The following is a 19,290-nucleotide window of genomic DNA, read 5'->3' as shown; positions in this document are numbered from 1 at the left end:
GGCAGGCTTGTTCTGATGAAGCCGGACGGGTCGAGGCTGTGGCGGGGCGTACGGAAGGGGCGGCGTTGAGCGGGAGCCGGGCGGCGGAGGTACGGGAGTTCTGGCAGCGGCTCGGGCTGCCCGGGCTTGTGGATGTGCACACCCACTTCATGCCGGAGCAGGTGCTGAAGAAGGTCTGGGCGTACTTCGACGCCGTCGGCCCCCTGACCGGCATGGAGTGGCCGATCACGTACCGGCACGAGGAGGAGGAACGGGTCGCGCTGCTCAGGGAGTTCGGCGTACGGGCCTTCACCTCGATGCTGTACCCGCACAAGCCGGGGATGGCGGCCTGGCTCAACGGCTGGGCGGCGGACTTCGCGGCGCGGACGCCGGACTGCGCCCACACCGCGACGCTGTTCCCCGAAGACGGGGTGGAGCGCTATGTGCGGGAGGCCGTCGAGGGCGGGGCGCGGATCTTCAAGTCGCATCTGCAGGTCGGGGCGTACGACCCGGCCGACCCGCTGCTGGACCCGGTCTGGGGCCTGCTCGCGGAGGCGCGCGTACCGGTGGTGATGCACTGCGGTTCCGGACCGGCGCCCGGCAAGCACACCGGTCCTGAGCCGGTGGGGCGGGTGCTGGCGCGCCATCCCCGGCTGCGGCTGGTGGTGGCGCACATGGGGATGCCCGAGTACGGCGACTTCCTGGCACTGGCCGAGCGATATCCGGAGGTCCGGCTGGACACGACGATGGCGTTCACGGACTTCAGCGAGGCCTTCGCGCCGTTCCCCGAGGGGGAGCGGGGCCGGCTGGCGGACCTGGGGGACCGGATCGTGCTGGGCACGGACTTCCCGAACATCCCGTACCCGTACGCGCATCAGCTCCGCGCGCTGGAACGGCTGGGGCTCGGGGACGACTGGCTGCGGGCCGTCTGCCACGACAACGGCGCGGGGCTGCTGCTCGGCGGCGGATAGCGCACAACTGCGGGGGAACGACGCAGGGGCCTGCCGATGCCCTCCTCGACATCGGCAGGCCCCCTGATGCGGCCTGAAGCGTGGACCTGTCAGAAGGTCAGGCTCCAGGAGTCGATGTAGCCGGTGTCACCGCTGTAGATGTCGGTGACCCGCAGCTGCCAAGTGCCGCTCGCCGCCACGCCGGAGGCGTCGACGGTGTACGTGGTGATGACGTTGTCCGCGCTGTCGCTGGAGCTGGTGCCCTTCAGCTGGGCGGAGGCGCCGTTCGGGGCCACGATCTCGATGCGCAGGTCGCCGCGGTAGGTGTGCTTGATGTCGACGGCGATCTTGAGTGCGGACGAGGCGTTGCCGCTGATGCCGGTCACCGGGATGGAGGAGGTGACCGTCGAGTTGTCCCGGATGCTCACATTGGCGGAGTTGGTGAACACGTTGCCGGTGGGCGGCTCCTCGGTGCCGCCGCCCGCGCCGAGGGTGGCCGCCGCGTCGGCGAGGCCGGCGCCGCAACCGCCGGAGCAGGTGCCGGGCAGGGTACGGGCGTTGTTCTTGATCGCGGTCTCGATCTGGCCCGGGGTCAGCGACGGGTCGGCCTGGTTCATCAGCGCGGCGAGGCCGGCGACGTGCGGGGCGGCCATGCTGGTGCCCTGGTACGCCACGTAGTTCTCGCTGCCGACGCTGCGGGTGCCGCTGTTCAGCGTGGACCAGATGCCGTTCGCGGAGCTCACCGCGGTCTCGCCGCCGGGGGCGGCGATGTCGACGACGCTGCCGTAGTTGGAGTACGAGGCCCGGTTGCCCTCACGGTCGGAGGCGGCGACGGTGATGACGTTGCTGCAGCTGGCCGGGTTGAAGTTGGCCGCGTTGGCGTTGCTGTTGCCGGCCGCCACGACGACGGTCGTGCCGCGGCTCACCGCGCCGTTGATGGCGCTCTGTGTGCCGGAGTCGCAGGAACCGCCGCCGCCGAGGCTCATGTTGATGACGTCGGCCGGGTTCGCGTTGGCGGGCACGCCCTGGACGGAGCCGCCGGACGCCCAGGTGATGGCGTCGATGATGTCGGCCGTCGTGCCGCCGCACTTGCCCAGCACGCGGACGGGCTGGATGGTCGCGTTGTACGCGATGCCGGCGATGCCCTTGCCGTTTCCGGTGGCCGCGGCGATGGTGCCGGCGACGTGGGTGCCGTGCCAGGAGTTGTTGGTGTCGCGGGCCGGGACCGGCTGGCCGTTCTGGTCGGTGCCGCACTCGCCGGCGTTCAGCCAGTCGCCCGGGTCGGCGGGGTTGCTGTCGCGGCCGCCGCCGTCGTTGCCCATGAACGGGTCGGAGATGAAGTCGTAGCCGGCGATCACATTGGCGGCGAGGTCCGAGTGGGCCACGTAACCGGTGTCGATGACGGCGACCTTGACGCCCTCGCCGGTCGCCTTGTCCCAGGCGCCGGGGACGTTCATGCCGGCCCTGGCCTCGAAGAGGTCCCACTGGCGGTTGTACTCGGTGTCGTTCGGCTGCACGGCCGTGGCGTACATCCGGGTGTCCGGGACGACGTACGCGACGTCCGGGTCGGCGCGGAAGGCGTCCATGACGTCGGCGGTGTCCGCCGTGCCGAGCTCTGCGCCGAGGTCGACCAGGGCGGCTCCGGTGCCGAGCCGGCGGTCGAAGTCGAGGCTCTTGCCGGCCTTCTTGCCCTTGGCCTTGGCGTCCTTGGCCGCGGCGTCGTCGGACTTGGCCTCCGCGGCCTTCGTCTTGTAGCCGACGATGAGGCGCTCGACGGGCTTTTCGGCCGAGGCCGCCGGGGCTGCCGTGGCTGCCGCGTTGGCCGCCGTCTGCGCGTCCGGGGCGGGAAGGGGCGCGGCGACGGAGGTGGCGGTGCCCGCACAGAGCAGTGCGGTGCAGCTCACCGCGAGGACGGATATGCGAATGCGTCTGGAACCGTTCAAGGCATTGCCTTTCGAGGGTTTGACCTGGCGCAGGAACCAAAGGGTGAAATGGTTCAGTTCATGACAAGCCAGGCTTTCCTGTGGCCGCGGACAGGATGCAGGGGGTTGAGGGGGCGGCCGTCCTATGCGGCGGGCGAAGGGAGCCCCGGCCGGCGAGCGCCAGTGGTTGGGGTGCAGCGCTCGTGTCCGGATGTTGGGGACGCACGGTGCGGTGTTGCCGGCCTGGTGGGCCGAGGGCACCGCACACGGCTCCCTTCAGCCGCGCATGTCACCGGTCGGCCGGAACGCGCTGACAGCTCCCCCGCTGTGGATGCGCGTTCGACCGGCCGGTTGGCAGGGAACCTACGGCCGGAATCAGCCATCCGTATATCCGGATGGGTGCCGCTACGGATACCTGTTTAACCCCTGCTCGTACGGTGACCGGTCCGATTAGCCACCGTTTGCGACTCCGTCCATGGCCTCAGGCAGTACGGCCGCGTCGATCATCGCCGCGAGGTGCTGCCGGGACGTGGTGCCGAGTTTGCGCATGGCCCGGGCGACGTGCTGTTCGACCGTACGCGGGGAGAGATGCAGGGTCGTCGCGATCTCCCGGTTCGTCAGCCCGGTGCCCGCCAGTTCGGCGACCTCGCGCTCACGTGGCGAGAGACGGTCGCCGTACGAGGGCCGGCCCGGCGGGCGCGCCTCCTTGGCGGGCTGGTGCGAGCGGAGCAGGGCGCGGGCGCGGGCGGCGTCCCATACGGCGCCCAGCTCGGCGAACTGCCGCGCGGAGGCGGTCAGATCGGCCACGGCCTGCGCCTTGCCCGCAGCTCCGTCCCCCTCCTTGCCCTGGGACTCGCCCTTGCCCCGGGCCTCGTCGCCGTGCGCAGCGTCGCTGTCCGTCCGACCGGCCCCGGCAGCATCCGCCCCCGCAGCCTCCGAGGCGCTGTCCGCCTCCAGGGCGCAGCGCCCCGCGGCCTCAGTGGCCAGCGCCTGGGCGTACGGACGTGGCAGCGCCCCGTACGCGGCGGCGGCCTGCCGGTACAGCGGGACGGCGTCGAGCCACCGGCCCTCCGCCTCGGCCAGCGCGGCACGGCTCCAGGTCACCGCGGCCCGCGCCGTGGGGGCGTCGCGGCCTTTGAGACCCGCCTCGAACTCGGCGATCATGGCCCGTGCCGCTTCGCCGTCGCCGGTGCGCGCCATCGCCTCGACGGCCCACGGCGCCAGGTCCGCGGCCCACACCCATACGCCCTTCTGCTTCACCTTCGCCCAGGCCCGACACGCCTCCACCGCCGCGTCGGGCAGTTCCTGCCGGGCCAGCGACAGCCGGATCAGGGCCCCGGAAGTGGCCGCGGCGAGCGGTGGTGCGGCGTCCCTGCGGGACGACGGGTCGGCGCCGCCCAGCCAGGACAGCGCCGAACTCCACTCGCCCTGGGCCAGCGCGAGCAGTCCGCGCACCACTCGGGCGTCCGCGCAGATCACCGGCATGTCGGCCGTCGCGGCGACGAAGGTCTCGCACCGCTCCGCCAGCCCCGCCCACCGCCCGGTGACCCACTCCAGCAGCAGCCGGGCGCCCAGCGCCGTGTGTTTGGTGTAGGGGGCGCCGCTCTTGCCGGACAGTTCGAGCCCCTCGGTCAGCAGCTCCTCCGCCCGCCCGTGGTGGCCGAGCCACAGCGCGGAGTCGGCCGAGTTGCACAGCCCGCGCGCCGCGTGCAGCCGGCACCGGCGGTCGGGGCTGTCCGTGGGCAGCTCCTTGACCAGCGCCCAGGCCTGCGGGTCGCCGCAACTCATGGCGAGCGCGGCACGGTTGGCGGCGACGGCCGTGCGGACGACCTCGTCGCCGCTGTCCGCCGCTGCCCGGGCCGCGTCCTCCAACCACGCCCGGTGGACGTCGAACGAGGAGTTGGGCCAGTACGGCATGGCGAGAGCGGACATCGCCCGTGCCGCCAGGTCCGGCCTGGCCTCGCGGAGTTCGGCGGCGGCCCGTTCGAGCTCCTTCCAGCCCTGGTCGCTCATGCCGACCTGGTTGCACAGCAGCAGCCCCAGATCGAGCCGGAGTTCGCCCCGCACGGCTGCCGGTAGGGCCGTGTCCTCGATGATCTGGGTCAGCACCTGGACGGTCTGGTCGGAGCGCAGTCCGACGACCGCGCTGCGCGCCAGGACCGGCGCCAGCCGCGCCCGGGCCTGCGGCGGTACGGCCGGGTCGGCGAGGGTCTCCTCGAGCAGCCCGATGGCCTCCTGGTGGAGCCCCGCCTCGGCGGCCTCCCGCGCCGCCTGCTCGACGGCGCGCAGCCAGCCGCGTATTCGCCCGCCCGCCCGGTGGTGCCCGGCGAGCGACGCCCACGGCACGGGCTGCCGGTGGCCGAGCACGTCCGCGGCCCGTCCGTGCAGCTCCTGCCGTACGGGACCGGGTACGGCCTCGCGCACGGCGACGGCCGCGAGGGGGACGGGCAGCCCGTAGCCCGCGTCCGCCTCCGTGAGCGCCGCGCCGGCGAGGGCGGCGAGGAGCGCCCGCCTGCCGGGGCCGCGGCCGAGTCCGGAGACGGTGACCAGTTCGTCGCGGTCGGCCGGTTCGCCCAGGACGGCGGCAGCCCACACGATCGGCCGGTGCTCGGGCGGCAGGGCGGCTGTCCGGCCGAGGCTCAGGTCGGCCAGCCGTACGGGCACTCCCGCGGCGTCGACGTCGGCCGCCGTGCACCGCTGCCGGGTGCTGTCCCGCAGGACCGCCAGCAGGTCGACCACGATCTGGGCCACGCCGCCCGAGCGTTCGTGCAGCCGGGCCACCGCCTCCTCGGTGCAGCGGTCGCCGAGCACGGCGGCCGTGACATTGCGGACCGCGTCCACGCTCCACGGCCGGACCCGGTGCCGCAGGACGGTGAGCTCGGGCGGATACCGGGGTGGCGGGGAGCCCAGCGCGAGGCCGGGGTCGGCCAGTTCCTCCGGGCGGCAGGTGATCACGGTCGCGAGCCCGGGCCGGGGGCGCTCCAGCAGCCGGCGGAGCAGCGCCAGCTCCCCGGGGTCCGCGCGGTGGACGTCCTCCACGGCGAGCAAAACCGGCCCGTCGTCCGGCAGCTCCGGAGGCGCGGCCGACTCGCCGCACGCCCACCGCAGGCAGGTCGCCCGGGCCGCTTCCGGAAGGGCGGTCAGCTCCTGGACCAGGCGGCTCTTGCCCGTACCGGCACGGCCCTCCACCAGGACGAGGACCGGGGCCGCGCCGTCACCGGCGAGCGTCCGCCGCAGCCGCAGCGCCCAGAAGGATTCGTGTGCTGTCACCACGCCGCCCGTCCTCCGACCTTCTCAGGGAATTCACAGGTTCAGGAAAGAAGCCTCTCAGGGCAATGTCACAGCCTGGCGACATGACGATGACCACGCCTTCGGGGCGCACCGAAATGCTCAGGCCGGACGGCGGTCCCGTGCGGGTGCTCGTCGTGGACGACGAGGCGCCGCTGAGCGATCTGCTGTCGATGGCCCTGCGGTACGAGGGCTGGGAGGTCCGCAGCGCCGATGACGGCGCGGCGGCGGTCCGTACAGTGCGCGACTTCCGGCCGGACGCCGTGGTGCTCGACGTGCTGCTGCCGGACATGGACGGGCTCGCCCTCATGGGGCGGCTGCGGCGTGAGGTGCCCGACGTGCCCGTGCTCTTCCTGACGGCGCGCGACGCGGTCGAGGACCGGATCGCGGGACTCACCGCCGGGGGCGACGACTACGTGACCAAACCGTTCTCGATGGAGGAGGTCGTGGCACGGCTGCGCGGCCTGATCCGCCGCTCGGGCACGCCGGTGGCACGCAGCCAGCCGCAGCTCACCGTCGGTGACCTCACCCTCGACGAGGACAGCCACGACGTGACGCGGGGCGGGCAGCCGGTCCGTCTGACCGCGACCGAGTTCGAGCTGCTGCGCTATCTGATGCGCAACCCGCGCCGTGTGCTGAGCAAGGCGCAGATCCTGGACCGGGTGTGGAGCTACGACTTCGGGGGCCGGGCCAACGTCGTCGAGCTCTACATCTCCTACCTGCGCCGGAAGATCGACGCCGGACGCCCGCCGATGATCCACACCCGGCGCGGCGCGGGCTACCTGATCAAGCCCGCCGAGTGACGCGGCGCCGGGTCCGGTGACCTGGGCGGTAGCACCGTCCTGTCCGTCGCGGGCGGGTGGCTCGGACCAGCGGGCTCGGGTCTCGGACGGGCTTCAGACCCGGGTTTTCCCACGCCCCGCCCCTACCGGGCCCGCCGCGCGTCAGTCCTCTGCGAGCCGGGCCGGGAAGCCGCCCGTGGCGATCGGGCCCCACCGCTCGGGGGTGATCCGGATGATCGACTTGCCCTGCTCGACCATCGCCGCGCGGTACTCGTCCCAGTCCGGGTGCTCACCGGAGATGTTGCGGAAGTACTCGACGAGCGGCTCGACCGACTCCGGGGAGTCGATCACCTCGGCCGTGCCGTCGATCTGCACCCACGGCCCGTTCCAGTCGTCCGACAGGACGATCACGCTGACGCGCTCGTCCCGCCTGGCGTTGCGCGTCTTGGCCCGTTCCGGGTACGTCGAGACGACGATCCGGCCCGCGTCGTCCACCCCGCACGTCAGCGGCGAGCCCTGCGGGGAGCCGTCGGCGCGGCGGGTCAGCAGGAGCGCCCGGTGCCTGGGGCGTACGAAGTCCAGCAACTGGTCGAGTTCCACCCTGGTGTTGGTGGCGATGTGGCGTGCCATGGCGCGCACCCTACGGGAGGTCCCCGCCCCGGACCGTCCGGATGTCCGGCTCCGTCGTCGGCGTCGTCCATCCGGCCCCGCCCTGCCGGACCGCGGCAAGCGCTCGGGCCCCGGGACAGGGCGACCGGCCGTCCCCTGCCTGCCGCCCCGTCACCGGGGGCCGTCTCCGCCGGGAACGGGCCGGCCGCCCGGGGTCTGTCACTCGCCCGGGTGGGTGAGCTCGATGTCGTGGCCGTCGACGCCGCGCCCGGTCACGGTCAACTGCCTTGCCACCGGCGGATATCCGGTCGCGACGACCGTGTACTCGCCGGCGTCCAGGTCGGTGAAGGCGTACGTTCCGTCCTCACCGGTCGTCGCGCCGGCGACCACGTGCCCTGCCGCGTCCACGAGCGTCACCCGGGCGTCGGCCGGCGGACGGCGCCCGGCGCCGGCCCGTACCGCGCCCCGGACCACGGCGCCGGCCCGCAGGACCGCCTCGACCCGGGTCACGCCCCGGCCGCCGATCTCGACGGGCAGCGCGAGCGGCCGGTGGCCGGCGGCGCTCACCGCGACGGTCACGGCGCCGGCCGCCGGCTCGGTGAAGGCGAACTCGCCGTGCTCCGTGCTCGTCCCGGTGCCCAGCACCTCGCCGCGCGCGTCGGTGACGACGACCGTCGCGCCCTCGACCGGGCCGTCGCCGTCGGCAGCCCGTACGACTCCGGTGAGCCCGCTCGTACCGTCGAGCACGACGTCGTGGTCCAGTGCTTCGTCCGCGACGACGACCGTGGCGGCCTGCGGCCGGTAGCCCTCGGCCGAGGCGATCAGCACGTAGGAGCCGGGGCCCGGGGCGTCCAGCGTGTAGCCGCCGGCAGTTCGGGCGACGGAGCGCCCGAGCTGCCGGCCGGCCGGTGAGATCAGCGTGACCGCCGCACCGGGCAGCGCGGCGCCCTCTGATCCGCGGACCACGCCGTGCACCGCGATTCCACCGGCCACATCGGTGACCGGCTCGGTCTCGACCGCCTGCGCCGGTGCTGGGGCCTCGGCGGCGGCGACGGCCTTGGGGGCCTTGGTCGTCGCGGGGGCCTTGGCGTCCGGTGAACTGCTCTTCAGGGCAACCTCCTTGATGAAGAGCGTCACGACGAACGCGATCAGCGCGAAGGGCGCCGAGTAGAGGAAGACGTCGGCGACCCCGTGGCCGTACGCCGCCTCCATCACCGTGCGGATCGGTCCGGGCAGGGCGTCCAGGTCAGGGATGCCGCCGCCGGCCGTACCGCCGTGCCCGGCCGCCGCGCCGCGCGGGCCGAGCTCCGCGAGCCCGTCCTCGACGTAGCCGGTGACCCGGGTGGCCATGACCGCGCCGAGTGCGGAGACGCCGATCGCGCCACCGAGGGACCGGAAGAAGGTGACGACCGAGCTGGCCGCGCCGAGATCGGCGGGGGCGACCTGGTTCTGGGTGCAGAGCACCAGGTTCTGCATCATCATGCCGATGCCGAGACCCATGACGGCCATGAAGACCGCGATGTGCCAGTACGCGGTGTCGTACCGGATGGTGCCCAGCAGACCGAGGCCCGCCGTGACCAGCGCGCCGCCGGCGACGAGCCAGCCCTTCCATCGGCCGGTCCTGGTGATGATCTGACCGGAAACGGTGGACGAGACGAACAGGCCGCCGATCATCGGGATGGTCAGCACGCCGGACATGGTCGGCGACTCGCCCCGCGCCAGCTGGAAGTACTGGCTGAAGAACACGGTGCCGGCGAACATCGCGACGCCGACGAAGAGCGACGCCAGCGACGCCAGCGTGATGGTGCGGTTGCGGAACAGCCGCAGCGGGATGATCGGCTCGCTCGCCCTCGACTCCACCAGCAGGAACAGCACGCCGAGGAGGACGGAGCCGCCGACCATCGCGCCGGTCTGCCAGGAGAACCAGTCGTACTTGTCGCCGGCGAAGGTCACCCAGACCAGCAGCAGCGAGACGGCGGCGCTGATGAAGAACGCGCCCGACCAGTCGACCTTGACCTCACGCCTGACCACCGGCAGCTTGAGCGTCTTCTGCAGCACGAGCAGGGCGATGAGCGCGAACGGCACGCCGACGTAGAAGCACCAGCGCCAGCCGAGCCAGTCGGTGTCGGTGATGACGCCGCCGAGCAGTGGGCCGCCGACGGTCGCGACGGCGAAGACGGCGCCGAGGTAGCCGCTGTAGCGGCCGCGCTCGCGCGGCGCGATCATCGCGGCCATCACGACCTGCGCCAGGGCGGACAGTCCGCCGACGCCGATGCCCTGGACCACCCGGCAGGCGATCAGCATGGCCGAGCTCTGCGAGAGCCCGGCGACCACGGAGCCCAGCACATAGATGAGCAGTGCTATCTGGACCAGCAGCTTCTTGGAGAAGAGGTCGGAGAGCTTGCCCCAGAGCGGGGTGGTCGCGGTCATCGCGAGCAGCGACGCGGTCACGACCCAGGTGTAGGCGCTCTGCCCGCCGCCGAGGTCGGTGATGATCTCCGGCAGGGCGTTGGAGACGATCGTCGACGACAGGATCGCGACGAACATGCCGAGCAGCAGCCCGGACAGCGCCTCCATGATCTGCCGGTGCGTCATCGACGCCCCGCCCCCGGAGGCGGCGGCCGGCCCGCCGTGCTCGGCGTGGCCGCCCCGCACACCGCTCGGTGTGGTCGTAGCCATGAACTTCCTTAACGGTCTTGTGCGGATGTACGGGTGGCGTGGGCCCGGCAGTCCCCGACGGAATCCCGCAGGCGGGCCAGCATCGCGTTGAGCTGTCCGACTTCGTCGTCGGACCAGTCCTCGAGGCAGTGGGCGAAGATGTCCGCGGTCCGGCGGCCGAGTTCACCGAGCAGTTCCTCGCCCGAGGCGGTGAGCCGCAGGATGCGGGAGCGCCGGTCGTCGGGGTCGGGGGACCGCTCCAGCCAGCCGCGGTCCACGACATGGGCCACATGTCTGCTGGTCACAGACATGTCGACGGCCAGCAGTTCGGCGAGGCGGCTCATCCGCATCTCTCCGTGCCGGCTGACGAGGGCCAGCACGGCGGCGGACCCGGAGGGGCAGTCGGCGGGCAGCATCCGCGAGAGGCTGCGCTTCACGGCCCCGACGGCACTGATCTGCCGGGCCAGCTCCTCGTACTGACTGCGCTCGGCCACGGCCCCTCCATGGATTTTGTTGCTTAGGGCAACGATAGAAGCCGTTGGTTGCTACAGGCAAATGAAAAGTGGGCCGAACGGGTAAAGGAACCCAAAAGGCTTTGCATCTGCAGCGTCATGCGGCGGTCATGTCCGGGCCTGCGGAGTTCCGGCGCCCGCCCGGGGTTGGGCCCGGCACCGCCGTTCGCTAGGGTCCTGGGCCATGGCACACAACCCCCATGCTCCCCAAGGCCAGAGCCCCGAGGGCACCCACGACCCCGCGGGCAGCACCCAGATGTTCCGCGCCTTCGTCGACGAGGGCTCCCCGCAGGGCCGCCCGGCCGCGACGCCGGCCGCGTCGTCCTCGTCGCGCGTCGGCCTGATCGCCGGTGTGATCGCGGTGGTGGTCGTCCTCGGCGCGGTCGCCTGGCTCGCCCTCGGCTGACGGGCGGGCCGGACCTGTCGCGTTGGTCGATCGGCCCGGCTTTTCGATCGGGCTGATCGGCTGGGTTCCACCTGCCTCGCCGGTCGGTCTTCCGTCACTTCCAGGTCGCGGTGACGTCCTGGGTCTCGATGCGCATGCCCCAGGGCACCCGCCAGGCGTCCACGCAGACCGTGTACGCCTGCTTCCGTGCGCCCCCGGAGGCGATCGGCGCGGGCAGGGGCTGCCGGGACTCCACCGTGGCCCAGTCGACGCCGAGCGCGCCGATGATGTGCGTGGCGAAGGTGACGGTGCCGGAGGTGACTGCGGTGCCACCGGTGTTGCGGAACTCCACGGTGACCTTCTCGCACCACCGCTTGTCCAGGGCCTCGCGCACGGGCTCGCCGAGCTGGAGTACGGCGGGGCCCGTGGGGCCAGGGCTCGGGTCGGGCCTGGGCGGGTCCGGCGTCGGTGACGGCTTCGGATCCGGATTCGGCTTCGGGGAAGCAGGGGGCTTCGGGGCGCCCGGTGCGCCGCCGGAGCCCGGCGTCTGCTGAGGCGCGCCCTCTACGGGGGTCCCGGCGCCGCCCGTACCGTCTGCGCGTCCTGGGGTGGACTCGACATGGCCGCTGCCGCCCCGCGGCCGCCCTGTTGCCCGGCCGGGCGCGTCGGCGCCCTGCTCGGCCACCTGCCCGGCAGGGGCAGTGCTCCCGTCGCCGGTGCGCCCGTCGTCCCCCGCCCCGTCCAGCGGGGCGAGCGAGACCTCGCCCTTGGGCGGCACCGCAGCGGTCGGGGCCCGGTCGGCCCCCGCGCCCGCGGCGCCGAGCGCCACGTCACCGTCGCCGCTCCCGCCGCCGCACGCGGTCAGCGCTCCGCAGAGGCAGAGCGCCGACGCCACGATTCCCGCACCGGTCCGTCGTCGCATCGCGCCAGTGTGGCTGACGACCCGTCAGGACGGAAGCCCGGTGCACGGACCTCGGATCTCAGTCCGCGATCAGTCCTTCCCGCAGCTGCGCGAGCGTGCGGGTCAGCAGGCGGGAGACGTGCATCTGGGAGATGCCGACCTCCTCGCCGATCTGCGACTGGGTCATGTTGGCGAAGAAGCGGAGCATGATGATCTGCCGCTCCCGGGGCGGGAGTTTGGCGAGCAGCGGCTTGAGCGACTCGCGGTACTCGACGCCCTCCAGCGCCGTGTCCTCGTAGCCCAGCCGGTCCGCCAGCGAGCCTTCGCCGCCGTCGTCCTCGGGCGAGGGCGAGTCCAGCGAAGAGGCCGTGTAGGCGTTGCCCACCGCGAGGCCGTCGACGACGTCCTCCTCGGACACCCCGAGGACCGCGGCGAGTTCGGGGACGGTCGGCGAGCGGTCGAGCTTCTGGGCGAGCTCGTCGCTGGCCTTGGTGAGCGCGAGGCGCAGCTCCTGCAGCCGGCGCGGCACCCGCACCGACCACGAGGTGTCGCGGAAGAAGCGCTTGATCTCGCCCACGACCGTCGGCATCGCGAACGTCGGGAATTCCACGCCCCGCTCGCAGTCGAAGCGGTCGATCGCCTTGATCAGGCCGATCGTGCCGACCTGGACGATGTCCTCCATGGGCTCGTTCCGGCTACGGAAGCGAGCCGCGGCGTACCGGACGAGGGGGAGGTTGAGCTCGATGAGGGTGTCGCGCACATAGGTGCGCTCCGGGCTGTCGTCGGCCGCGCCCTCGAAGTCCAGGGCGCGCAGCCGCAGGAACAGGGAGCGGGAGAGCGTGCGGGTGTCGATGGCTTCCGAGCTGCCGGACTCGGCAGGTGCGGGCGCGCTTGGCGCGCGAGTGAGCACCTTCGAGCTGCCCTGTTCTACGGACATGCCACCCCCTTGAGGTCGCGGACGGTCGCGGTGGCCGCGACGTCTGAGGAACGCAGCCTCCACCTGAATACCGGCGGGGGGGCTGCGGCAAACCCGGTTCCAGCAGAATGTCACATGTCGGCAACACGCTGTAGTGACATGTCGACAAGTATCGCGCAAAATTGCCCAGGAAACAGGGGGTACAAGGCTTTTGAGGCTACGTCAGCAAGTCGAGTACTCTCTACCCGTTCGAGCTACGCTTCGATCCTGTTTGCGGAACGAAGCCGGGCGAAGCTTCTCGCCAGCAATCGCGACACATGCATCTGTGAGACGCCCAGCTCCTGACTGATCTGGGACTGCGTCAGATTGCTGTAGTAACGGAGCATCAGGATCCGCTGCTCCCGCTCGGGCAGCTGTACGAGAAGGTGGCGCACCAGGTCCCGGTGCTCGACCCCGGCCAGTGCCGGGTCCTCGTAGCCGAGCCGGTCCAGCAGCCCCGGCATGCCGTCGCCCTCCTGGGCCGCCTCCAGCGAGGTCGCGTGGTACGAGCGGCCGGCCTCGATGCAGGCCAGTACCTCGTCCTCGCCGATCTTCAGCCGCTCGGCGATCTCGGCGGTCGTGGGGGAGCGGCCGTGGGCCGTCGTCAGGTCCTCGGTCGCGCCGTTGACCTGCACCCACAGCTCGTGGAGTCGGCGCGGCACGTGGACCGTGCGCACGTTGTCGCGGAAGTACCGCTTGATCTCGCCGACCACCGTGGGCATCGCGAACGTCGGGAACTGCACCCCGCGGTCCGGGTCGAAGCGGTCGATGGCGTTGATCAGTCCGATCGTGCCGACCTGGACGACGTCCTCCATCGGCTCGTTGCGGCTGCGGAAGCGGGCGGCGGCGTACCGCACCAGCGGAAGGTTGGCCTCGATGAGCGCGGCGCGCACCCTGGAGTGCTCCGCGGTACCCGCCTCCAGCCCCTTGAGGCGGCCGAACAGCACCTGGGTCAGAGCCCTGGTGTCCGCGCCTCGCCTCGCGGGCTTCGTGGCGGATGCGGTGTCGTCCGGCCTCTCGTTCTGAGGTGGCACCTGAGGCGCAGTACTGGCCGACACGGTCAAGCCACCCCTTTACGGTCATTTACGGTCAACTCATCCTTCAAAAGCGGTCATAGCATCACAAGACATGTCCACTGTGTGCAAGCACCCGATAACGACGTGTTGACGTCACGGCGGGATGGAAAACCGAAAAGCCCCCCGCCCCAGGGGGGCGGGGGGCCGGCGGAGCGGGCCTCAGAACTCGTAGTCGGCGATCACCCACGTGGCGAATTCCCGCCACTGTCCGGCGGCGGCCTGATGGGCCGGGTGCTCGAGGTAGCGCTTCAGCGCGTCCTTGTCGGCCACGGCCGAGTTGATGGCGAAGTCATAGGCGATCGGCCGGTCGGTGATGTTCCAGGCGCACTCCCAGAACTCCAGCTCGGGGACGACCCCGTCGAGCTCCTGGAAGGCCTTGACTCCGGCGACGACGCGCGGCTCGTCCCGCTCGACACCCTCGTTGAGCTTGAAAAGGACCAGATGGCGGATCAAGGGGGCTCCCTGCTTGGCCTGACGAGCCCTAGTTGACGAGCTCGGTCATGAACTCTCCGACGCCCTGCGCGGCGCTCGAAATGCCCTCGAACCCTACCCCCACCAGCTCGGCAGCCCGGTCGGGGGACTTGATGATCGTCCACAGGATGAAGACGACGACGATGTAGACGGCTATCTTCTTGGCTTGCACCATCGGCCCCTGTCTCCCCTGCTGTCCCTGCCCCGGCCCACGCGTCGCGTGAGTCTAGCCGAGCGGATTTCGGACAGGATCTTCGCGGAGCAGCCCCCGGCAAGGCCCGTGCACCATGCGGCCATCCGCCGGCCCTGCCTGCCCCGCGCATCCGTCCCCGAGCCGGGCCCCGTCTCCCTCCGTCGCGCAGGTCGACCGGCGCCTTGCCGGAACCTCGCAACCCCGGACGCTCATGCCTGCTGCGACCGGCACTCCTCATACGGCGCTCCATGAGTCAGGCTGCTCGCACCCGGTGAGAGAGGGATGCCTGTGCCGACCAGCTACAAGGTCCATATGGGTGCGTCGTTGGTCCTGGCCGGACTGGCCGCGATCGCGGTGGCCCTGACCTTGCTGCCGGGAAGGCCTGTGGTGCCCGAGGCTGCCGCCTTCACCCTGTTCGGGCTGGCTCTCCCGATGTTCGGGAGCGCGGTGCTGCGGTGCTACCGGGCAGGCGTACGAACCCGGGGTCAGGAGTTTCTCGACCTGCTGTGGCACACCCCCCGCCGGCTGAAGACCGTGGCAGGGGCTCTCGCCGCCGGCGTGGTGCTGTGCGTCGCCATCGGCGGAGCTCCGGCCGGCGGGCAGCCGGAGCACACCGGGGCGGGCTACTACCTCAACGAGCACGGGGACCGGCGACCAGTGAGCCGCGCCGCGTACGAGTCGGCGCTCAAGGCGGGGACGCGATGGTTCGACGCCGGAGCAACCTGCTTCTTCGCCCTGTCCGCCGTCATGGTCGCCGCCGCCTACCGGGCGGAGGAGGAGGCGCTGGCCAAGTGGCGGGGGAATCAGCACGACATGTGAGCAGGTCGCAGTAAGAAGACGATGAAGGGGCGGTCCCGATTGGGACCGCCCCTTCATCTGTCAGCGGTAGCGGAGGGATTTGAACCCTCGGTGACTTGCGCCACACTCGCTTTCGAGGCGAGCTCCTTCGGCCGCTCGGACACGCTACCGGGAGAGAGCTTAGCCCAAGGTGGGCCGTGCTCCGAAATCGGTTCTGCGAAACGGCCCGCCCGGACGTCCTCGTGCCACGAATGCTCGGGGCACGTCAGGGGGCGGCGGGCCCCGGCCGGTCGCGGAAGAACGCCGTCAGCTGCTGCGAGCACTCCTCTTCCAGCACCCCGAGGACGACCTCCGGCCGGTGGTTGAGCCGCCGGTCCCGTACGACGTCCCACAGCGAACCGGCCGCGCCCGCCTTCTCGTCCCGTGCGCCGTAGACCACCCGCTCCACACGTGACTGCACGAGGGCGCCGGCGCACATCGTGCACGGTTCCAGCGTCACGACCAGCGTGCAGCCGGTCAGCCGCCACTCGCCGAGGACGGCGGCCGCCCGGCGTATCGCCAGCACCTCGGCGTGAGCCGTCGGATCGCCCGTCGCCTCACGCTCGTTGTGGCCCGCGGCGAGGAGGGTGCCATCCGCGGCCAGCAGGACGGCACCGACCGGCACATCGCCGCCCCGGGCCGCGCGGTCCGCCTCGCCGAGGGCGAGGCGCATCGTCGCCTCCCACGGGCCGCGTACGGGGTCGCCACCGGGCGCCGGGCCCGCGGTGCGGTCCGGTCCCTGTTCATCTGCCTGCCGGGGCACTAGCGCACGGTCTCCAGCACCTCGCCCGCGCCGAGCGCGTCCGCGATCTCCATCAGCGCGTCGGTGTCCAGGGTCAGCAGTTCCTTCTCGGACAGCCCGAGGTCGGCGAGGATCTCGCGGTCGCCGACCGGGCCGGCCGGCACGGTCTCGCCGCCCTGGGCGGGGACGTCGACCGTGCTCTGCTCGTCCTCTTCCGGTTCTCCGTCCTCCGTGCCGTCGAGGTTCAGCGAGTCCAGGTCGTCGGCGGGGTCGTCGTCGTCCCCGCCGAGCAGTTCGTTGGTCAGGATCTCCCCATACGAGGAGCGTGCGGCCGTGGCCGCGTCCGAGACGAAGATCCGGGGATCCTCCTCGCCCTCGACCCGCAGGACGCCGAACCAGGCGTCCTCCTGTTCGATGTAGAGGAGCACCGTGTCCTCGTCCACCGAGGCTTCGCGGGCCAGGTCGGTCAGATCCGACAGGGTCTCCACATCGTCGAGCTCTGTGTCGCTCGCTTCCCACCCGTCATGAGTGCGCGCGAGCAGTGCGGCGAAGTACACCGTGACTCTCCCACTGATCAGAGGTGTGACGACCGGCGGTGCGTTGCGTGTGCCCCGCCCACTCGGAATCGTGGCAGAAAGAGGCGCGTCGCGAGAGGTCTTCCGTCGTTGCGTCGGCCATCAGTTCTTACCGGTGTCCGTGGGACGGGCTACCAGCGGAAGGTCCGCATACGCATCTGCTGGCGCATCCGGGCGGCCCGGGCCCGTCGTGGCTGGACGCGGTCGCGCAGCGCTTTCGCCTCTTTCAGTTCGCGCAGGAACTGGGCGCGTCGCCTGCGGCGCTCCGCGTCGCTCGTGGATTTTGCTTCGCGCTCCGGCTCTGACTCGGGCATCGCCACACCACCCCACGGCTGCTTCCCACCGCCCTCGGCCCTGCGGCCTGGGCGGACACCCCTCCACCTTCCCTCCGGAGCCGTCCTTGATGCGAGCGCGGGCTACTGTTGACGGCATGCGGATCCACGTCGTCGACCACCCGCTGGTGGCGCACAAACTGACCACGCTGCGCGACAAGCGCACCGACTCCCCCACCTTCCGGCGGCTCGCCGACGAGCTGGTCACCCTGCTCGCGTACGAGGCCACCCGGGACGTGCGCACCGAGCAGGTCGACATCCTGACGCCGGTGACGGGCACGACGGGGGTGAAGCTGTCCCATCCGCGTCCGCTGGTGGTGCCGATCCTGCGGGCCGGTCTGGGCATGCTCGACGGCATGGTCCGGCTGCTGCCGACCGCCGAGGTGGGTTTCCTCGGGATGATCCGCAACGAGGAGACGCTCGAGGCGTCGACGTACGCGACCCGTATGCCGGAGGACCTGTCCGGCCGCCAGGTGTATGTGCTGGACCCGATGCTCGCGACCGGCGGCACGCTGGTGGCGGCGATCCGCGAACTGATCAGGCGCGGCGCGGACGACGTGACCGCCGTCGTGCTGCTGGCGGCGCCGGAGGGCGTCGAGGTGATGGAGCGGGAGCTGGCGGGGACGCCGGTGACCGTGGTGACCGCCTCGGTGGACGAGCGCCTGAACGAGCACGGGTACATCGTCCCGGGCCTGGGCGACGCGGGTGACCGGATGTACGGGACCGCCGACTAGGCGCAGCGGCTCTTTCGCGCGGCCGTCCGTGCCGTGACCGACAGACGGAAGGGCCGGGAGTGTTCCGGGCCCTTCCGTCGTCTCGCGGTTGTCTTCGTCAGCACTTCGCGGTGGGGGCCGGCTTCGGCTTGGTGAGCGCCGTGAGGGCCACGTCCGCGCTCGCCTTCGGGTCGAGCGACTTGAAGGCCGTGCCGATGATCAGATCGACGTCCGCCGTCTTGCGGGTGTCGGTCTTCGCCTGGAATCCCTGCACCTGGGTGCCCAGCACCCGGAAGGCGCCTTCCTGGGCGGTCGCCGCGCCGAGGAGGACCGCGGTGCCCGGGACCTTCTTGTCGTACGCGGCCGGCGCGTTGGCGACCTTGCCGATCTTGAAGCCACGTTTCTTCAGTTCGTCGGCCGTGGACTTGGCCAGACCGGAGCGCGGTGTCGCGTTGTAGACGTTCACCGTGATCTGGCGGGGCAGCGGCGGCGGGGGCGCGGCGGAGGGGGACGGGCCGGGCTCGCAGCCGGCACTGCGCGTCTTCGCGGTGGTCTGCTCGCCGTCCCCGGTGAACGCGTCGATGAGCTGCAGCGTCCCCCAGCCGGCCAGGCCCAGCGCGGTCACCGCGGCGACCACCGCAAATGCGATCCTGAGGCGGTTCCGGGGGCGTCGCATTCGTGGGTACTTGTCGCCCGTGATGCGGTACTTTCCGCCCATGCCGGGTGGAGTCAGCATGCTCATGGGCGCAGCGTAGTGCCGCCGGGTGGCTATGCCTACTAAACGATCAGCGGATTGCGCCCGTACGGTGCCGAAACGCCCCCGAAAGGATCAGCCGCCGCCCGCCCGGAGCTGCCCGCCGAGGCCGCCGCCCGCTGCTGCTGACGGCCCGGGCCCGCTCAGCCCAGCTCGAGCACGCGGGCGTGCAGCACCTGCCGCTGCTGGAGGGCCGCGCGCACCGCTCGGTGCAGGCCGTCCTCCAGATAGAGGTCGCCCTGCCACTTCACGACGTGGGCGAAGAGGTCCCCGTAGAACGTCGAGTCCTCCGCGAGGAGCGTCTCGAGATCCAGCTGGCCCTTGGTGGTCACGAGCTGATCGAGGCGGACCGGGCGCGGCGCGACATCCGCCCACTGCCGGGTGCTTTCCCGGCCGTGGTCGGGATACGGCCGCCCGTTACCGATGCGCTTGAAGATCACACGGAAAGCCTACCGGTCAAGAGGCTCATGGCGCAGCCACGGAACCGCGGCACGATCCTGATCAAACTTTGCAAACCGGGAGAACAGGTCCTCCGCCGCCCGCCTGCCGCGCGGCCGATTCGCCCGAAAGTGGCCCTGCCCGGCACCCGGAGGGCGACACCTGCGTGGGCGCCGGGAACGGGAACGGCGCGCCGCGGGCGTGGTGCCCGCGGCGCG

At 71.8% G+C, this 19,290-nt stretch carries 20 protein-coding genes and 1 tRNA gene; 5 read left to right on the top strand and 16 right to left on the bottom strand.

The annotated features are described in order from the left end of the window. Nucleotides 1-65 precede the first annotated feature (65 nt). Nucleotides 66-950, top strand: coding sequence for an amidohydrolase family protein (locus ACWD01_RS04370; RefSeq protein ID WP_451157949.1), 885 nt, complete (start codon nt 66-68; stop codon nt 948-950). Nucleotides 951-1,039: 89 nt separating this feature from the next. Here the strand turns inward: ACWD01_RS04370 and ACWD01_RS04365 are convergent, their stop codons facing one another. Together ACWD01_RS04365 and ACWD01_RS04360 are read right to left on the bottom strand one after the other, a co-directional pair. Continuing rightward, complete coding sequence (locus ACWD01_RS04365; RefSeq protein WP_451157948.1) at nt 1,040-2,833, bottom strand: S8 family serine peptidase; 1,794 nt, start codon at nt 2,831-2,833, stop codon at nt 1,040-1,042. A 468-nt stretch (nt 2,834-3,301) separates the two neighbouring features. Continuing rightward, nucleotides 3,302-6,124, bottom strand: coding sequence for a LuxR C-terminal-related transcriptional regulator (locus tag ACWD01_RS04360; protein WP_451157946.1), 2,823 nt, complete (start codon nt 6,122-6,124; stop codon nt 3,302-3,304). An 80-nt stretch (nt 6,125-6,204) separates the two neighbouring features. Here ACWD01_RS04360 and ACWD01_RS04355 point away from each other — a divergent pair, with 80 nt between their 5' ends. After that, a complete protein-coding gene (locus ACWD01_RS04355) occupies nt 6,205-6,942 on the top strand; it encodes a response regulator transcription factor (RefSeq protein ID WP_451157945.1) in 738 nt (245 codons plus the stop codon). Nucleotides 6,943-7,083: 141 nt separating this feature from the next. Here the strand turns inward: ACWD01_RS04355 and ACWD01_RS04350 are convergent, their stop codons facing one another. The 3 genes from ACWD01_RS04350 to ACWD01_RS04340 form a co-directional block, all read right to left on the bottom strand. After that, entirely contained in the window at nt 7,084-7,551 is a 468-nt protein-coding gene (locus ACWD01_RS04350; protein ID WP_451157944.1) for a PPOX class F420-dependent oxidoreductase, read from the bottom strand. Between the two features lie 198 nt (nt 7,552-7,749). Next, entirely contained in the window at nt 7,750-10,209 is a 2,460-nt protein-coding gene (locus ACWD01_RS04345; RefSeq protein ID WP_451157942.1) for an MFS transporter, read from the bottom strand. A gap of 8 nt (nt 10,210-10,217) precedes the next feature. Continuing rightward, nucleotides 10,218-10,682, bottom strand: coding sequence for a MarR family winged helix-turn-helix transcriptional regulator (locus ACWD01_RS04340; protein ID WP_451157940.1), 465 nt, complete (start codon nt 10,680-10,682; stop codon nt 10,218-10,220). 202 nt (nt 10,683-10,884) lie between these two features. Between ACWD01_RS04340 and ACWD01_RS04335 the strand changes: the two genes are divergently transcribed. After that, nucleotides 10,885-11,106, top strand: a complete 222-nt coding sequence (locus ACWD01_RS04335) for a hypothetical protein (protein ID WP_451157938.1) — start codon at nt 10,885-10,887, stop codon at nt 11,104-11,106. Nucleotides 11,107-11,200: 94 nt separating this feature from the next. Here the strand turns inward: ACWD01_RS04335 and ACWD01_RS04330 are convergent, their stop codons facing one another. From ACWD01_RS04330 to ACWD01_RS04310, 5 genes are all read right to left on the bottom strand, one after another. Beyond that, nucleotides 11,201-12,007, bottom strand: a complete 807-nt coding sequence (locus tag ACWD01_RS04330; protein WP_451157936.1) for a hypothetical protein — start codon at nt 12,005-12,007, stop codon at nt 11,201-11,203. A 58-nt stretch (nt 12,008-12,065) separates the two neighbouring features. Further along, a complete protein-coding gene (locus ACWD01_RS04325; protein WP_451157934.1) occupies nt 12,066-12,923 on the bottom strand; it encodes an RNA polymerase sigma factor SigF in 858 nt (285 codons plus the stop codon). Nucleotides 12,924-13,156: 233 nt separating this feature from the next. Next, complete coding sequence (locus ACWD01_RS04320) at nt 13,157-13,999, bottom strand: RNA polymerase sigma factor SigF (protein ID WP_451157932.1); 843 nt, start codon at nt 13,997-13,999, stop codon at nt 13,157-13,159. Nucleotides 14,000-14,176: 177 nt separating this feature from the next. Continuing rightward, complete coding sequence (locus ACWD01_RS04315) at nt 14,177-14,470, bottom strand: Dabb family protein (RefSeq protein ID WP_451157930.1); 294 nt, start codon at nt 14,468-14,470, stop codon at nt 14,177-14,179. A 28-nt stretch (nt 14,471-14,498) separates the two neighbouring features. After that, the gene (locus ACWD01_RS04310) at nt 14,499-14,663 is read right to left on the bottom strand and encodes a hypothetical protein (protein ID WP_189887205.1); all 165 of its coding nucleotides are present in this window, start codon (nt 14,661-14,663) and stop codon (nt 14,499-14,501) included. Nucleotides 14,664-14,963: 300 nt separating this feature from the next. Here ACWD01_RS04310 and ACWD01_RS04305 point away from each other — a divergent pair, with 300 nt between their 5' ends. Beyond that, nucleotides 14,964-15,500 carry a hypothetical protein gene (locus ACWD01_RS04305; RefSeq protein ID WP_451157928.1) on the top strand — a complete coding sequence of 179 codons (537 nt, stop codon included), beginning with the start codon at nt 14,964-14,966 and terminating at the stop codon, nt 15,498-15,500. Nucleotides 15,501-15,564: 64 nt separating this feature from the next. On the opposite strand, the gene ACWD01_RS04300 is transcribed toward ACWD01_RS04305, so the two are convergent. The 4 genes from ACWD01_RS04300 to ACWD01_RS04285 all read right to left on the bottom strand — a co-directional run bounded on the left by ACWD01_RS04300 (nt 15,565) and on the right by ACWD01_RS04285 (nt 17,149). After that, nucleotides 15,565-15,649, bottom strand: a tRNA-Ser gene (locus ACWD01_RS04300). Between the two features lie 95 nt (nt 15,650-15,744). Then, a complete protein-coding gene (gene tadA / locus ACWD01_RS04295; RefSeq protein WP_451158360.1) occupies nt 15,745-16,191 on the bottom strand; it encodes a tRNA adenosine(34) deaminase TadA in 447 nt (148 codons plus the stop codon). Between the two features lie 89 nt (nt 16,192-16,280). After that, nucleotides 16,281-16,817, bottom strand: coding sequence for a tRNA adenosine deaminase-associated protein (locus ACWD01_RS04290; protein ID WP_451157926.1), 537 nt, complete (start codon nt 16,815-16,817; stop codon nt 16,281-16,283). Nucleotides 16,818-16,966: 149 nt separating this feature from the next. Next, a complete protein-coding gene (locus ACWD01_RS04285; RefSeq protein ID WP_451157924.1) occupies nt 16,967-17,149 on the bottom strand; it encodes a hypothetical protein in 183 nt (60 codons plus the stop codon). A 116-nt stretch (nt 17,150-17,265) separates the two neighbouring features. Between ACWD01_RS04285 and upp the strand changes: the two genes are divergently transcribed. Then, entirely contained in the window at nt 17,266-17,901 is a 636-nt protein-coding gene (upp, locus tag ACWD01_RS04280; RefSeq protein WP_356899555.1) for a uracil phosphoribosyltransferase, read from the top strand. Between the two features lie 97 nt (nt 17,902-17,998). Here the strand turns inward: upp and ACWD01_RS04275 are convergent, their stop codons facing one another. Both ACWD01_RS04275 and ACWD01_RS04270 read right to left on the bottom strand, forming a co-directional pair. Continuing rightward, nucleotides 17,999-18,622: a LytR C-terminal domain-containing protein gene (locus ACWD01_RS04275; RefSeq protein WP_451157921.1), complete on the bottom strand. Its 624-nt coding sequence runs from the start codon at nt 18,620-18,622 to the stop codon at nt 17,999-18,001. A gap of 155 nt (nt 18,623-18,777) precedes the next feature. Further along, complete coding sequence (locus ACWD01_RS04270; protein WP_003955420.1) at nt 18,778-19,074, bottom strand: type II toxin-antitoxin system VapB family antitoxin; 297 nt, start codon at nt 19,072-19,074, stop codon at nt 18,778-18,780. Between the last annotated feature and the right edge of the window lie 216 nt (nt 19,075-19,290).

Source organism: Streptomyces sp. NPDC002835 (assembly GCF_053591995.1).
Note: the sequence above shows the minus strand (reverse complement) of the source record. Positions and strands in the feature narration are given on the sequence as shown.